Raw genomic sequence first — 15,977 nt, forward strand, 5'->3', positions numbered from 1 at the left:
CGCTACACGGCCCACACAACGGTAGAGGCGAATGTAAAATTAAAGGACTACGGTGAGCGCACAAAGTCAAAACCCCGACAATATATACACTCAACAAGTAAAGCATCTGCTTTCCTTGGTATATCCTCAGGAGTCTGGTTTTGGCTCAATCTTCGAAGACGCTCGCCACTACTTTTCACTTTCCACAACGCTTGAGCAGCACACCGCTGACTTAAAAGCCCAACTTTTAAAATTAAAAGACAGAAAGGACAAAGAGGTTCTCGCGGGTCAGCTCACGCAACAGATAAAAAATAACACCCAAAAACTGGAAGAAGAGCGTTTAGCGCGCTTAGAGCGATTAGAGACTGTTTGCTCAAAAATCATTTCTCTTTGCGAAGGAGAAACATGGGCAGAAACGCAGCAGCTTAGCGCCAAGTTTTTAGGCACGTTAATGCTTCTTACCCGCGGTGCAGACGGTAATTTTGCCCGTGTACATCAGCGTTACAAACCTATTTATAAAGCGGTGCTCACTTTGCGCTTGGCCGATCGGTTGCTTGCTCACGATACGATTGCGCACTCTTATTTATCTAAATATCGAGAGGCAATTGCCCGCTTTAGAAACGACCAGTATTGGAAAGATAAATGGAAAACAGAGCTGGGTATTCCATTAATTTCCGCCGCGCTTTTACAAGATATTGGATTACAAAGCTCTGCGGCCCTCACTATTTTGAAAGGCCCAGATGGTGATCTTGATGAATTTAGGCTTTTAGACGAATCTCAGCGAAAAGACTTATTAAAAATAAACTATCACTTCACTATGAAGTACTTAGCCGATGGACTTGGTATTCCTAAGTACACCGGTAATGTTAAAGATGAGAGAGACCGCTTTATCAAAGTTCACAGCGATGCATCATCGTTTTTACAGCAACTTGTTAAAGACGCATTTTTATCTAAGACAGGATTGGGTGAATTAGTTAAGATTCCTCAGATTTATGTCTCTATCGTACTATCAACAAAATCTGACTATACCCGCCTTGATTTACCAAAAGGCTACCTGCTTATTGAACAACTTGCGAAAAAAGGCAGTTTAAATAAACACCTGGCCCAAGATTTCACAAATTTAGTGGGTTACTTTCCTCAGGGGTTTGGTATCACGTTTATACCCACCAATGAGAAAGGCCAAGAAAAGAATCAATATGAATATGCTATTGTTGTAGGCCTTAATCCGGCCAAGCCAGCAGAGCCCATTTGTAAAGTTGTCACCCGTAATCAGAAATTCGTTACTAGCGGGGCACAGGAAGTCATTGATAAAAGCCGCAACTTGTACTTCCCTGCGAATAGGAAAAAGTTGATGCGTTTAGGTGAGGCAAGATTAGGCGAGATAATGGCTCAGCTATCGAATAACTTTACGCAAAACTCTTTAGACGAGTTGGTGCCAAGCTTTTGGGAGCCACACGATTTCTTTGGATTTAAAAAGCATCAAAATTTGTGGACAAAAAATAACTAGCTGTAAAAAAGACAAGTGGCAGATAGCCAGGTGGTGGACAGCTAGGTGGTAGATAGCCAAGTGCTAAATAGATAGGCCCAGAAAGAAGCCGCCTTTAACTTTTAGTAAGCAATATTGAAAAGCAATCTTAGTTAGTGATATTAGCTAGTGATATTGGCTAAAGATATTAGTAAGAAGTTGCACCTAAGTGTTATATCCCGCCTATGGTTCAGTTGCTCCTGATGGCCAACTGTTTCACAAACCGCATATCGAGTAGGGTGAGGCGTCACCGCCTCATCCCTCTCACAGAACCGTACATACGGGCCTCGTATACGGCTCATGCACATAGTTATTTAGCGTAATTGCTAGTTGAAGAAGTCGACTTTGCCGTTGTTTTTCTAGCGGCTGGTCTTTTTGTCGCTGCCTTTTTAGCTTCTGTACCTGCTGATGCTTCAGAGCTTGTTTTAGCCGAAGCTGCTTTTGATGCGGTACTAGATGTAGCTTTTGCTGCTCTTGTGGCAGTCTTTGGTTTGGCGGTAGCTGTGGCTTTTTTCGATGCCTGCTCTGCGGCTTCTTTAGCAGCTAAAAGAGCAACCTGTTCTACCAACGAGTCAACTTTCGCAGAAAGCGCATCAAGTTGCTCGGTTTTGCGCTGATGCTTTTCACCACCGGTAAGCATTGTATATACCGTTGTTGATTTAACCAGATTTTGCGCAGCGTCAACAAACATAAAAGGATTAAAGGTTCGTCTTAAATCCGCCTCAACTTCAACACCTTTGGTTTGCATCTGTTGAAACACTTCCTGTGTTTTATCTATCTGTTTACTCACAATTCCAGCGGCTTGGTCTAACTCGGCGGTAATCATATCAGCGCCAGCAAAAAACCAACCGAAAAGTGGAGACGATTTTAAAGGAGAGGGTGAAGGAGATTTTACGAGACCCTTTTGCATCGACGACGGCGATTGTACTTCTGCTTTTACCACAGTGGTTTGCTTTGTATCAGTACTTCTATTACTCATAATGCCTCCGAGAACGGGAGATAAAGAAGATAGCTGCGGTATAGCCTAAAACAATACTGTTGCCTATACCGCAAATCTTTTAGAGAGGTTACCACTTACCGTGCCTTTGCTGATTAATGCGTGCAAAAACCAGCAATGGCCGAAATGTAGTGTTAAGCGCAAATCGACGCCGGTTTACTTGTTTGCTGCAAGCTTAGCAACAGCTTCGGTAAGTGCATCGATTTTTGCCGACAACTCATCAATACGCTGATCTGCTGGCTCATCGTCTAAACCTAACTTTTTACGTACGTCGGCAACACGGTTTTCAACTTCGTTAGTCGTCGATTTAAACTTGCTGCGTGCATCGCCTTCTAAAGACTCACCCTTTGAAACAAGCTCGTCAAACATCTTACTTGCTTCTTCACTTAGCTTGTCGTAACGACCCTGCGCTTCATCTACGCTTTTTCCATAAGCGCCAAGACCTGCTAACCAAATTTTACGCGCCATTTCTTCAGCGTCGTTGATTTTGCCTTTGATAGTATCTGTAGTAGTCATTTTGAGCTCCTATGAATGCTTAATGTGGGTGTGACTAAACACCATAAGAAGACTTTACGCCGAACAATTAGAAACCGCATACTAAAAACAAAAAAAACGCCTTTTAATAGTGTTGCCCATTAAACTAATTCAAAATGTGAATGGGAAACGCTATTAAAAGGCGCTTGTTGTTGGTCCAATGCTTTAGCGCTGACCGCGAATGAGAGCAATAACCTCTTTCAACCTGCCTTAGTCTACGATGTCATTAGGCATGTCGTGGCGAATTTGCTGCCAAACCTTTCCACTCTCAATACCGTAATTTCTTACTACATTGGGTACTCGGTCGTACTCGCCACTTTCAGCTACCTCTAGCAGGTCGGCATAGTACTTCATAGCAATATCGCGAGCCGGTTGGTGACTGAAGAAATAACCACCAATGCGAGAATATAGACCGCGGAAACCATTCATCATGAGTACGAAGACATTGTTGTTTGAAGCGAGCGCCAAGTCGTGAGTCATTTGATAGTCAAACTGAGCGAAGGCTAAACCTTCTTGTTCCACGTTTTTATAGCGTGCAATAATATCGGCAGATGCTTGAGAATTGTGGCGTATAGCGCCTCGAATAAACACGGCACTTAGATTTGTTCTCGCCGCTAGCAAGTTATCTACTAGCTCAGGAATACCCTCTTGATCTAAGCGAGCAAGTGTCTCGAGGATGTTTAAACCACAAGTTTCCCAGAAGTTATTCACCTTTGTGGGCTTACCATGCTGAATTGTCAGCCATCCATCTCTGGCAAGTCGCTGCAAAACTTCTCTCAACGTTGTTCTTGTGACACCAATTAGCTCAGATAACTCTCTTTCAGCAGGCAATATTGTACCTGGCGGAAAGCGGCCGCTCCAAATTGATTCAACAATGTATTCTTCGGCGAATCCAGCGGGACTCTGCGCCTTATATATCATAACTAAACGCCTGCATGTTCACATAAGCTCATAAAATTTAACAACTGATTGTACCAGATGGTTGCATAATTACACAACGAAATATGCACGGGCTCAACCACCTAGAGCAAGTATGTAGTGCACGAATGAGACACTGCACATATCCTCTACGCAAACGCTGTGTTTGACGGTGTCTTAAAAAGCATCATAGACACAACCCACTTGCTCACAAAACAGTCAATCGAACTAATGTTTGCCTTCTATTTAACGAGAAGAGCCAAAAAATCGGCAAGTTTTCAGTCACTTTAGTCTATAGACACCTGTGAATTGCTTTCTCAAGACGTTAATATCATGTACGCTTAAATTCCGACTATAATAACAGCCATAAAACTGTTTTTGAGCAAGAACCCAGTGTTCTACCCACAGTTTGATAACGCGATAAATCGCAAACATACAGTGTAAAGATGCGCACAAATGCGTGCTTTGTTGTAAAAGGAACAGGAACTCATGCAAACCTCAATGATCGCGGCGATCTATAAGAACTTCCTGGGTCACGCGCCCGATTGGTATAAGAAAACTATTATTGCCTTCCTCATTGCTAACCCCTTCATATTTATGGTGGACCCATACATTGCGGGCTGGTCACTGGTTATTCAGTTTATTTTTACCCTTGCTATGGCACTCAAGTGTTATCCACTGCAGCCCGGTGGCTTGTTGCTTATTGAAGCTATGTTCATAGGTATGACAACGCCGGGTCATATGATGCACGAAATTGAGGTGAACCTAGAAGTTCTGCTGCTGTTGGTCTTTATGGTGGCGGGCATCTATTTTATGAAAGACCTTTTGATGTACTTATTCACCAAGCTTGTCATCAAGGTCCAAAATAAGCTCATTCTGTCTCTTTCATTCATTTTTGCGTCTGCGTTTTTATCCGCGTTTCTCGATGCCTTAACCGTTGTTGCCGTTATTATTAGCGTCGGTCTTGGTTTCTACTCTATCTATCACAAAGTCGCCTCTGGCAAGGAATTTCATTCTGACCACGACCACACCAGTGACGATGGAGTGCACGATTTAGGCAGCAACGATTTAGAAGACTTCAGAGCCTTTCTTCGCAACCTAATGATGCACTCTGCGGTAGGTACAGCGCTAGGCGGCGTAATGACCATGGTGGGCGAACCACAGAACCTAATCATTGCCGATAAGGCGGGCTGGAATTTCGTCGAATTCTTTATCCGAATGGCGCCAGTGTCGTTACCTGTTTTTGTGTTCGGTCTGTTAACAACTGTGTTCTTAGAAAAAACCGGCTTGTTTAGCTATGGTGCAAAGTTACCTGTTGCGGTTCGACAGATTCTCGCAGACTACAATGATCATATGGACGAAGGACGCAGCAAGCGAGAAAAAGCCAAGCTTTTGGTGCAAGCGTTTATTGGTGTATGGCTTGTTGTGGGCCTAGCTACACACATGGCTTCTGTTGGTTTAATTGGTTTATCGGTTATTGTTCTTGCAACCTCAATGAGCGGCGTTATTGAAGAGCACGCCATTGGTAAAGCGTTTGAAGAGGCATTGCCTTTCACCGCCCTTCTTGCTGTATTCTTTGGTGTAGTAGCCGTTATTATTGACCAAGGGCTTTTCCAGCCTGTTATCCACTGGGTGCTTTCTTTCGAGGGCGAAACTCAAATGGTGATGTTCTATCTCGCTAATGGTGCACTGTCGATGGTTAGCGACAACGTATTTGTTGGTTCTGTATACATCACGGAAGTAACAGCAGCCCTGGAAGCAGGACAAATTACTCGAGACCAGTACGATATGCTTGCAGTAGCCATTAACACTGGTACTAACTTGCCCAGTGTTGCCACACCAAACGGACAAGCTGCATTCTTATTCCTGCTAACCTCTGCCATAGCCCCGTTACTGCGCTTGTCGTACGGCAAAATGGTGATGATGGCCCTGCCGTACACCATAGTTCTTACAATTGTAGGCTTGTTAGCGACCTATATTGGCCTAGCTGACGCAACAGCATGGTTATACGATATGCATTTGATAGAGCACCACAACGCCACAGCTGTGGGCAGTGAAGCGGTAGGACATTAATATATGCGCACTGTGATTAGCGGAATAAGCCGGTGGGCAGAGCACAAGTCGTCTTGGCTTGTGCTGTTTGCTTCGTCTTTGGCGCTTGAAGTTGCCGCTCTGTACTTCCAATACGCCATGGGGTTAAAGCCCTGTATAATGTGTATCTATCAGCGCACAGCAATGTATGGCATTGTGCTAGCGGCGCTCATTGTGCTTATCAGCAATAACGGCTTTACCAGAATGCTCGGCTTTGCTGGCTGGGCCGTTTCTGCGGTGTGGGGCTATTTAATTGCCACAGAACACGTAGAAATCTTAAATGCGTCAAATCCGTTTTTTGCCAGCTGCGAAATAGTACCGAACTTCCCTTCTTGGCTGCAGCTTCATGAGTGGCTACCTGCTGTGTTTGCCGCCGAAGGCGATTGCTTAGAAAATACATGGCAATTTTTATCCATGGGAATGGCTGAATGGATGCAAATTATCTTTGCTGTCTATGCCATAGCATTTGTGATTGTATTTGCATGTCGGCTATTGGATAAAAAGCCCTTTTGATTGATTTATCCATTCTCCCCTCTCGCTTGCCGCCTATTCACACAGAGCAAGGCCCTGTCTCGATACAGCGTATTGCATTAAAGCATCGCGATATGCTGTGCGAAGCTGGGCAGCAGTCTATTCAACATGTTAAGCCTTGGTTTGGCTCATCGGTGTGTCCAGTTACGCCTGCACTTTCGAAGCAGTGCATAAATGATATGGAAAAAGCAAGAGAGAGCGGTTATGGGCTTACGTACTTATTGGTCCATGAAGACCGCTGTTTGGGGATGGGGATCATTAACCACATTCACCACGCCCATCTCAGCGCTAATTTAGGCTATTGGCTGAGACCGGATGCCTGTGGAAGGGGCCTTGCTACAGCTATATGCAACGCACTTAAAAAGCTGGCGTTCTCGCAGATGAATTTACACCGCCTTGAATGTTTTGTAGAGCCTAACAACAAAGCCAGTTTGCGCGTAGCAGAGCGTATAGGCGCTATAAAAGAAGGCTTGTGCCGTAAGCGCGTATTTGGCAGAGATGCTTTGTTATACGCACTTGTAAACGACTAAACTGCACATTCCCACCTGAAGCTGTCATCCAAGCTCGTATCTCATTAAGGTGTTCCAAGTTCAGTGTTTTAATTTAAGCGCTTTTATATGAGCGCTCTAAAAAGTATTGTTCAAAAAGTTATATTCTAAGCAGATAGTTAGTCGAGGTCTTCTAACGGCCAGATAGCAATGTAATTTTCAAACTCATTCAAATCTACATCTGTTTCGAATACGGTTTTATTGCGAACAGACATACCTTTGGCATGCATAACATGCTTCTTTCCCTTGTTAAGTAAAGGATGCCAAGAAGGCATTCCCCTTCCCTCGTGCAATCTTCTGTAAGTGCAACTTGTGGGCATAAAGAATATGTCTTTCAAATTCTCTTTAGTTAGTTTAACGCAATCGGGAACCAGCGTTGTGCGGTTTTCGTACTCAGTACATTCGCACTTTTTGGTGTTGAGGTACGAGCATACGATATTGGTGTAATGAATTTGCTCGTTGGCGTTAATGAAGTCTGTAGGCGCGTATTCCTGTGCGTCTTCATCATCAATAAACTTATGTAAACAGCACTTACCGCACCCGTCGCACAACGACTCCCATTCTGACTGGTTCATTTCTTCAAGTGATTTGGTTTCCCAAAATGGTGCCGACATTACGCAGTAACCTTTGTTTGAACAGAGAAATAAGCGCTAAGCGATGCTGTAACCGTATCGCCTTCATAAAGCGGTCCAACACCTTTTGGCGTGCCAGTTAAAATAACGTCGCCAGCGTCTAGCGTAAATACAGAAGACATATGCGCTATTAAAGGAATAACCTTGTGCAGCATTAAAGCTGTGTGCCCTTGCTGTCGAACTTCACCATTAATTTCGAGGGTAAAGCGCAAGTCGTCAAGACCGTCAAATTGCTCAATAGGCACAAATGGTGACAAAGGTGCACTATTGTCGAAAGCCTTTGCTCGTTCCCACGGCTGGCCTTGCTTTTTGAGCGAGGCCTGAATGTCTCTTAACGTAAGATCTAAACCTAATCCAATACCCCATATAGCACTTGCAACATCAGACTCACTGGCGTTTTTTAAGGTATTTTTGAGCAACACCGCCACTTCAAGTTCGTTATGACAGGAACCATTATCAGAGGGTATTACGATAGGTGAAGACATATGACACATTGATGCCTTAGGCTTCATAAAAAGCAATGGCTGTTCAGAGACAACCGAATTCATTTCCTGGATATGGTCTAGGTAGTTTCTACCAATACACACCACTTTATTGACAGGAAGCGGTATAGCCTCACCAGACTCTTGTTTATGTTGATAAGCCATTAATAGCCTCTCTTTATTCGCTCAGACAAATACCCTACAGACACACCAAAATAAGAGGAACGATTCCATTTCATTAGCGTATGGAAGTTGTTGTACACCAGATAAATTCTTCCACTTTTGCCGTCAGGCATAATCAAAGACGCTTTAACATCTACCTTAGGTAAATCTGAGCCGTCGAATCGCCTCACGCCTTGCTCTTGCCAGTAAGACAGCGGTCGCATATTTGCTTTTGACAGGCCTGAAATGGGCACGTCTTGAGTAAGACGAACCTGCCGCCCCCACGTGCCCGAGTCATCCCACCCTTCTGAGGACAAGTAATTTGCTATCGAGGCAAATACATCTGCTGGAGTGCCCCAAATATCTTTTTTACCATCACCATCATAATCGACTGCATAGGTTAAAAAGGATAAAGGCATAAACTGCGTCTGGCCCAGTGCCCCAGCCCAAGAACCTTTAAAAGAGTCTATCGGAATATGGCCCTGATCTAAAATAGTAAGTGCAGCGAAAAAGTTCTTTTTAAACAGCGCTTCTCTTCGCCCTTCATAAGCTAGCGACGCAAGAGCAGAAAGCACGCTATAAGAGCCCTGTATTTTACCAAAATTGGACTCATTGCCCCATAAGGCAACGATAAACCGAGGCTGCACACCATACTCCTCGCCAATTTTATCGAGAAGTGCCCTATTAGACAGGTATTGTTGTACTGCTTGTTCAGCTTTCCAATCTGGCACACGAGATACAATGTAATCGTCTAAGGTAATTTTCTTTTCTGGCTGATTTTTGTCAGCTTTGACAGCTGTAGGGCGAAACGTAATATCGTTAAAAGCCCTATCTAGCAAAGTCGAACTGAAACCTTGTTCAAGTGCTTCATTTTTCAAACTCTTTACATAGGCGTTAAAGTCACTCTCACCCGCAGCAAAAACAGAGGATGTCGCGGTGAACATCAGCGCAACTAAAAGTAATAATACGCGCATGTTAAAACTTTACATCCGGTGTAGATGACAAACCAAGGGCTTCGCGATGTGATGACAATAAATCATCTTCCTTAGGCGGCATTTGCAGATAAAAACCGTTGCTGGTTAATTCTTCTTCTAGTTTTTTCTTATCAATGCCCGCTACTTTATCCCGTTTATCTAATGACAATAACGTAACAAGTTCTGGGTGACCAAAGCGCTCTAACAAAGGCGCAGGCACGTCATCGAAATTGCCTTTCTTAACAACATACAGGTACATGCCCTGCTTCTTTCGAGTTTTGTAAACCGCACACAACATAAAAATACTCTTCTTTTCTAATCGAGCGTGAATGTTCTTAATGTATTATCTGTCTGGTAGCTCACCTAAAAGTGCTTTCACTTTAGGCAAAAACAGGGGCTCTCGCCATGTTGAAAGTACGTCGGGTTTAAGCCCTTGAACGCGAGTATCGTCAACACTGAACCAATACCATTTTAATAATTGGTTTAACTGTTTCTTCGATGAAACCACTTCGTTATTAACGCCGTTTTCCCGAGCAATCTGCTCGCTAATTGCTTTGAGATCAGCCAACGTTTTCTTATATTGAGGAATATCGATAAGCCGCAAGACTTGTGGTAGTCGCAATTTTACCGGCGTTTGTGCAAACCGAGCCCGCGCCTCTTCAATCAATGAAATAATGGTTTCACCATAGCGACGCACAGATTGGTAATTTACACCGTTGATTTTTGACAACTCAGACTTGCTCGACAGCAGGCGCTGAGCGGCTTCAAACATATGCCCTTCTTTAAACACAAAGTTTAGCGCGATATCTTTATTTCTAGCCGTAGTTAAACGCCAAGACGCTAGAGCTTGAAGCACGGTGAGCTGTTCGCTGTTGAGTCGCCAGTTGTTTTTTATACTCAAGTACGCAAAGTCTGCCGGCATCTCAGCACGCTTTTTGTCCGCCAGGAGGTTTATTTCTTGATAGACCCAATGCTCCTTGCCAATTGCTTTTATTTTCCCCACCAGCTCGTGATAGCAAGGTAGCAGATACAATACGTCATTGGCTGCGTAACTTAGCTGAGATTCTCTCAGAGGCCTGGCAATCCAGTCGGTCCGAGACTCTCCCTTATCGAGGCTGACGTCACATATCATTTCGACAAGACGCGCATAGCCAAGACTAGGTCCCATATCCAACAAACTAGCAGCAAACTGAGTATCGAACACGGGCTCGGGAATGGTACTAAAGGCAACGAGAAACGTTTCAAGATCTTCTGAGCAAGAGTGCAACACTTTCACCACAGACTTATTTTCTAGTAAATCGATAAAAGGCTGCATGTTGTCTATGGCTAATGGATCGATTAGCAGAAGCTGCTCGCCATCGTAAAGCTGAATTAGCCCAAGGTGAGGTGTGAGTGTTCGAGTGCGAACAAACTCTGTATCTAGCGCCACTGCTTTTTGCTGCTGAGCTAAATTGCAGACCGCGACTAACTGTTCATACGTTGTAATTAATTGATATTGCATGTTTTCGCATAATAAATAAAAAAGCCGGCTAACGCCGGCTTTAAAAACAAAGGCTTTAGTCTCTAAGCTCTCGACGCAGTATTTTACCCACATTGGTCTTCGGCAAGTCGTCTTTAAAGACAACATGTTTAGGTACTTTGTAGCCGGTAAGCTGACTACGGCAATGTGCAATTACTTCTTTTTCGGTCAGTGTATCATTGTTGCGCACAACAAATAATTTAACCACTTCACCGCTCACTTCGTGAGGAACGCCTACGGCAGCTGCCTCTACAACATTTTCATGCATAGCGGCAACTTCTTCAATTTCATTTGGAAACACATTGAAACCAGATACTAGGATCATATCCTTTTTGCGGTCAACAATATAGAAATAACCTTCGTCGTCTACGGTTGCAATGTCACCAGTAGCTAACCAGCCGTCTTTTAAAATATCTTCAGTCGCTTCGGGTCTGTTCAAGTACCCTTTCATTACTTGAGGACCTTTTACCCACATCTCGCCCGGCTCGCCTTTTTCCACAGGGTTGCCATCGTCGTCAAGTAGCTTGATATCGGTTGAAGGAACAGGCATACCAATAGCGCCTTTATAGGCGTCTATTTGAGGCGGGTTAACCGCAACAACCGGCGAGCATTCAGTTAAACCGTAACCTTCTAGCAATACAGTACCGGTGACCTTTTCCCACTTCTCTGCAACAGGGCGCTGTACTGCCATGCCGCCACCAAGCCCGAACTTAAAGTTAGAAAAATCTAATTCGTCGAACCCCGGAGTATTGAGAAGACCGTTAAACAGCGTATTAACACCAGGTAAGATAGTAAACGGATATTTACCCAGCTCACTTACAAACGCAGGCATATCTCTTGGGTTAGTAATGAGTAAGTTGCGGCAGCCATATTTCACAAACATGAGGCAGTTAGCTAGCAGCGCAAATATGTGATAAAGCGGCAGCGCGGTTACTACGAAGTCCTTGCCTTCTTCAATCACAGTTTCAAGTATGCCAGACACCTGTTCTAAGTTAGCCACCATATTTCTATGAGTTAACATAGCGCCTTTCGATACGCCGGTTGTTCCACCCGTGTATTGTAAAAAAGCTAAGTCTGAGCTTTCTATATTCGGGCGTTTGTACTCTAAAGACTGCCCTTTTTTCACCGCTGACATAAATGATGTTGTGTCAGACAGATTAAAAGACGGCACCATCTTTTTAACGTATTTTACGACGGCGTTAACTACCCAACGTTTTGGTGCAGGAAGCATATCGCCTAGCGCCGTTAGGAAAACCTCTTTCACTTTCGTGTCGCCTATAACTGCTTCAAGGGTACACGCAAAGTTTTCTACTATTACAATTGCTTTGGCATCGGCATCATTTAGCTGATGCTTAAGCTCTCTGGCTGTGTAAAGCGGGTTAACATTAACAACGACCATACCTGCTCGCAAAATACCGAACATGGCGACAGGATATTGAAGAAGATTTGGCATCATTATCGCCACGGCATCGCCGCGCTTTAATCCGCTTGCTTGCAGATAAGCGGCAAATTGGGCTGATAGTGTGTCTAGCTCGCCAAACGTAATTGAGTGCCCCATATTAATGAAGGCTTCTTTGTCTTTAAATTTTTTCACCGACTGTTCAAAAATGTCGACAACAGAATCGTAGCGGTCGGCATCAATTTCTGCGGATACGCGAGGGTCGTAATGTTTAAGCCAGGTTTTTTCCACCAAAACCTCCTTTACTTTATTCTTATACTAATATTTGAGCCCGAGAGACGCCGTGCCCATGTAACTGGTCTGATAACCTGCGAATAGTATAGGAAGTGTAAAAAAAAATAAACGCTGCAATTTACATTTGCTCAACAAATTGAACAATTCGACTCCCTACATCGTTAACTTTTTCCATATGAATATGATGACCGCCTACAAATTGCTCATACTGCGCAGATTTAAACCACCCCTTTCGTTTTTCAAAAACCTGAGGCAAATTCTTAAAGCTATCAGACGCACCAATGAACAGGATAGGACATGAGATGGATTCCATCAGATTTTTGGCCTGTGCCTCGGTCAATCGAAGTACGCTTTTGGTTCGCAACATAGGGTCGCTGCACCAAGATGTGGTTCCATCATCGGTTTTGGTCATATTGCGCGCAAGTATTTGGCGTGCATGCTCAGGCTGCATATCAGAAATTTTACAGCGAGCAGTGACTGCGTCTTCCAACTTCACCGCTGGTTTAACTTTTGCAGCCGCGCTGAGCATTTTGTTCTGAGTTTTATTAAAGCGGCTAAGCAGCGCATCGCGCATCTGCTGTTGTGAAGTTTCCTCACTCTGCGTTAGCGGACCACAGGCATCTATGCTAACTACAGCCTTCACGTTCTCGGGAAATAAAGCAGCGTACATAGTAACCAGAATACCACCCAATGAATGCCCGATAAGAATAACGTCTTTAAACCCCTGATCCTCTATTAACGCATGTAGGTCTTGTAAATAATCAGCCTGATTATAATAGGCAACTATCGGACGGTGGGACGAATGGCCGTGCCCTGCCAAGTCGATGGCAATATAGCGATAAGACGTCAGATGAGGAGCCAGTGCCTGCATACTCGCCGCGTTGTCTAAGTAACCATGAAGACCAATGACTACCTGCCCAGCACCTTGATTATCTAATGCGGCAATTTTAACAGCACCTGCGTTAAACGATTTTTCTACCATGTTTTTCCTTATTACTGCGGCCCTATCGCTATACAACTGCGCACTATTGCGGCATAAGTGCGGCGTAAATACGGCAAATAAGTGCCGCCCACCTGCAAAGTCAAAAACTAATGAAATAAAAAAGCGGCAAACATAGGGCCTTTTTATTTTGTTTAACCCGCATTAGCAGTATTAGCTAATGACAGCTATAACGCGACTGGCAAATGCCCTGTCTTCACCCAAATAACAGTTTCTTCATCAACAAACGGATGATGCTGACTCATATGCGGGTTTCGCATCCAGGTCCCTGTTGGGTATTCCCCAGCTTCGTCTTTAAATGTACCAGATAAAACAAATATCTCTTCACCGCCAAAATGACGATGAGGCTTAAACACCTCTCCCGCAGGCCATTTAACCAGTGCAACGTGCTCGTGTTCAAAGTTATGCAGAGGCATTACCTGCAATCCGCCCTGCCCTTGTAGCCATGGCGTATTACTTGTATCAACCCTAACTTCTTGAACATCACGTTGGTCGAACTGGTTTAATTTTACCAGTATCACACATCCTTCTTTACTAAACGGGCTATGCTTACTGCCTGGTGGGTTGCGTAAATAGGTACCCGCAGGATAATCGCCGTGCTCATCGGAAAACACACCTTCTAGAACGAAAATCTCCTCGCCATAGGGGTGACCGTGTTCACTAAAACTCGCGCCAGCTTCATACTTAACCACACTGGTAGTATGCCCCGACTCTTTTGCTTCTCGCTCTAGCGGTTTACGCCACACCGTACTCGATGGCGATGCTTGCCACGGCATTGGCTGTGTATCAATCACCATCCGCTCATCAAAATTCATATTTAACATGCTGCTTATCCTGGCTAACGTTTAAATTTTTCGCTTATCGTTGGCGCTTATAGTTGACGCTTATATTTAGCACTTTTAGTTAGCGCCGTTACATCAAGAATTTATTTGGCGCCTGGACGGCGCAATTCAAAATAGTTACTTTCACTAATAGAAAAGTAGTCACCCGCTCCGCCGCCGCGCATTACGGGCTCTCCTTTCAGCGTTTTGTAAACACCATCTTCAATGAGTGATTTGTCGATATGCACACCTACGACTTCTCCCATAATAAACCAGCTGTTTACCAGCTCGCCTTTTGCCGACTTTAACTGAGTGATATCGGTTACTTTGCACTCCATCGACACTAAGCTTTCTTTCACTCTTGGAACCGCAACAACCTGACTACTAGCGGTACTTAAACCTGATGCTGAAAACTCGCTTTCCTCAGGAGAGAGTGGCCTGCTGGTTTCGTTCATGGCATCTACAAGATGCTTAGAGACAAGGTTCCAGCAAAACTCACCGGTTTCGCGAGCATTATTTAGCGAGTCTTTATCGCCCACACTTGAAAAGCCGATAATGGGTGGCGTGTAATTTAGTGCATTGAAAAAGCTGTAGGGCGCCAGATTAAGAACGCCTTGAGAAGATTGTGTGGAAATCCAACCAATAGGACGAGGAGCAATAATGGCATTAAACGGATCGTGGGCTAAGCCATGTCCGTCTTTCGGTTGATAAAAATGTATTGAAGACAAAACCATTCCTTCACAAATATTGTTAGTTTATTTATTGTAGCAATAGGGATTTATCCTTCACGAATAATCGTGACTGCATCGCTATTCACATTAAATATGTTCTATCAGTGATAATACGCGTATTTTTCATTCTCGATCGTTTATATCGACCCTTTAAATTACTCACAATAAGGTGGTAAATGGCTATTCGCAATGTTGCATTTTCTCGAACTCGTTTAACCGAACTCATGGTGCCGTCTTACGCCAACTTCGGCGGCAAGGTACACGGAGGGGTTATTTTATCGTTGATGGACAAAGTAGCCTATGCATGTGCCAGTAAGCACGCTGGCGCTTACTGCGTTACCGTAACCGTTGATGGCGTAGAATTCTTACAGCCTGTTGAAGTAGGTGATTTATTGCATTTAGATGCCACTGTGCATTTTGTAGGTAACACGTCGCTTGTGGTAGGCATAAAAGTAACCACTGAAAATATTAAATCTAACGATGTGAAACACACAAACAATAGCTTTTTCAGCATGGTGGCAAAAGACGATGATGGAAAGCCGGTGCAGGTACCTGAGTTAGAGTTAACCACGCACCAAGAAATGCGTCATTTTGTTACTGCAATAAGACGAAGCAAGATTCGTAAAGAGGCACAAATAAAACTTCAGCGCGATTACGACACGTTTATCCCAGAAGAAGATTTTGCGTTAGTAGACAAGCACCGAGGCAACATCACGTTTGACAAGAACAGTTGATGTTAAAAGAGGTGTTCTTAAAAGAGCTGGCTTAAGGGAGTTGGTTTCAAGAGAGCTAACCTTTAAAAACGTGTCATAAGAATGTGGCTAATATAGAGTATTAGAG

General features: G+C 44.0%; 17 protein-coding genes. 5 read left to right on the forward strand and 12 right to left on the reverse strand.

Annotated elements, in window-relative coordinates; all coding sequences use genetic code 11:
- Positions 1–52: 52 nt before the first annotated feature.
- Positions 53–1,486, forward strand: a complete 1,434-nt coding sequence (locus BM528_RS12185) for a hypothetical protein (protein WP_071980046.1) — start codon at positions 53–55, stop codon at positions 1,484–1,486.
- A gap of 328 nt (positions 1,487–1,814) precedes the next feature.
- Here BM528_RS12185 and BM528_RS12190 read toward each other — a convergent pair whose 3' ends face one another.
- The 3 genes from BM528_RS12190 to fadR form a co-directional block, all read right to left on the reverse strand.
- Positions 1,815–2,483 carry a hypothetical protein gene (locus BM528_RS12190; protein WP_156844061.1) on the reverse strand — a complete coding sequence of 223 codons (669 nt, stop codon included), beginning with the start codon at positions 2,481–2,483 and terminating at the stop codon, positions 1,815–1,817.
- Between the two features lie 174 nt (positions 2,484–2,657).
- Complete coding sequence (locus tag BM528_RS12195) at positions 2,658–3,017, reverse strand: phasin-related domain-containing protein (RefSeq protein ID WP_071980047.1); 360 nt, start codon at positions 3,015–3,017, stop codon at positions 2,658–2,660.
- Between the two features lie 228 nt (positions 3,018–3,245).
- Positions 3,246–3,956: a fatty acid metabolism transcriptional regulator FadR gene (fadR, locus tag BM528_RS12200; RefSeq protein ID WP_071980048.1), complete on the reverse strand. Its 711-nt coding sequence runs from the start codon at positions 3,954–3,956 to the stop codon at positions 3,246–3,248.
- A gap of 486 nt (positions 3,957–4,442) precedes the next feature.
- Here fadR and nhaB point away from each other — a divergent pair, with 486 nt between their 5' ends.
- The 3 genes from nhaB to BM528_RS12215 are packed head-to-tail and all read left to right on the forward strand — an operon-like array spanning position 4,443 to position 7,105.
- A complete protein-coding gene (gene nhaB / locus BM528_RS12205; RefSeq protein ID WP_071980049.1) occupies positions 4,443–6,026 on the forward strand; it encodes a sodium/proton antiporter NhaB in 1,584 nt (527 codons plus the stop codon).
- Between the two features lie 3 nt (positions 6,027–6,029).
- Positions 6,030–6,557, forward strand: coding sequence for a disulfide bond formation protein DsbB (gene dsbB, locus BM528_RS12210; protein ID WP_071980050.1), 528 nt, complete (start codon positions 6,030–6,032; stop codon positions 6,555–6,557).
- Positions 6,554–7,105 (forward strand): GNAT family N-acetyltransferase, encoded by a 552-nt coding sequence (locus tag BM528_RS12215; RefSeq protein WP_071980051.1) that lies wholly within the window; start codon positions 6,554–6,556, stop codon positions 7,103–7,105. Before dsbB ends, BM528_RS12215 begins: the two co-directional genes overlap by 4 nt.
- Positions 7,106–7,242: 137 nt before the next feature.
- Here the strand turns inward: BM528_RS12215 and BM528_RS12220 are convergent, their stop codons facing one another.
- The 9 genes from BM528_RS12220 to BM528_RS12260 form a co-directional block, all read right to left on the reverse strand.
- Positions 7,243–7,737: a YcgN family cysteine cluster protein gene (locus tag BM528_RS12220; RefSeq protein ID WP_071980052.1), complete on the reverse strand. Its 495-nt coding sequence runs from the start codon at positions 7,735–7,737 to the stop codon at positions 7,243–7,245.
- Positions 7,737–8,402, reverse strand: coding sequence for a fumarylacetoacetate hydrolase family protein (locus tag BM528_RS12225; RefSeq protein WP_071980053.1), 666 nt, complete (start codon positions 8,400–8,402; stop codon positions 7,737–7,739). The genes BM528_RS12220 and BM528_RS12225 overlap by 1 nt, the downstream gene beginning before the upstream one ends.
- Complete coding sequence (locus BM528_RS12230; protein ID WP_232230646.1) at positions 8,402–9,343, reverse strand: lytic murein transglycosylase; 942 nt, start codon at positions 9,341–9,343, stop codon at positions 8,402–8,404. The genes BM528_RS12225 and BM528_RS12230 overlap by 1 nt, the downstream gene beginning before the upstream one ends.
- A 31-nt stretch (positions 9,344–9,374) precedes the next feature.
- Positions 9,375–9,671, reverse strand: a complete 297-nt coding sequence (locus BM528_RS12235; RefSeq protein ID WP_071980055.1) for a YcgL domain-containing protein — start codon at positions 9,669–9,671, stop codon at positions 9,375–9,377.
- 45 nt (positions 9,672–9,716) lie between these two features.
- A complete protein-coding gene (gene rnd, locus BM528_RS12240) occupies positions 9,717–10,874 on the reverse strand; it encodes a ribonuclease D (RefSeq protein ID WP_071981296.1) in 1,158 nt (385 codons plus the stop codon).
- A gap of 55 nt (positions 10,875–10,929) precedes the next feature.
- Positions 10,930–12,582 (reverse strand): long-chain-fatty-acid--CoA ligase FadD, encoded by a 1,653-nt coding sequence (fadD, locus tag BM528_RS12245; protein WP_071980056.1) that lies wholly within the window; start codon positions 12,580–12,582, stop codon positions 10,930–10,932.
- Between the two features lie 121 nt (positions 12,583–12,703).
- Entirely contained in the window at positions 12,704–13,567 is an 864-nt protein-coding gene (locus BM528_RS12250; protein ID WP_071980057.1) for an alpha/beta fold hydrolase, read from the reverse strand.
- Positions 13,568–13,752: 185 nt separating this feature from the next.
- Entirely contained in the window at positions 13,753–14,409 is a 657-nt protein-coding gene (locus tag BM528_RS12255; protein ID WP_071980058.1) for a cupin domain-containing protein, read from the reverse strand.
- Between the two features lie 101 nt (positions 14,410–14,510).
- The gene (locus BM528_RS12260) at positions 14,511–15,134 is read right to left on the reverse strand and encodes a flavin reductase family protein (protein ID WP_083595278.1); all 624 of its coding nucleotides are present in this window, start codon (positions 15,132–15,134) and stop codon (positions 14,511–14,513) included.
- 179 nt (positions 15,135–15,313) lie between these two features.
- On the opposite strand from BM528_RS12260, the gene BM528_RS12265 reads away from it, so the two are divergent.
- Positions 15,314–15,871 (forward strand): acyl-CoA thioesterase, encoded by a 558-nt coding sequence (locus BM528_RS12265; RefSeq protein ID WP_071980060.1) that lies wholly within the window; start codon positions 15,314–15,316, stop codon positions 15,869–15,871.
- Positions 15,872–15,977: the final 106 nt, after the last annotated feature.

This window comes from Alteromonas sp. RW2A1, assembly GCF_001886475.1.
Lineage (GTDB): Bacteria > Pseudomonadota > Gammaproteobacteria > Enterobacterales > Alteromonadaceae > Alteromonas > Alteromonas hispanica.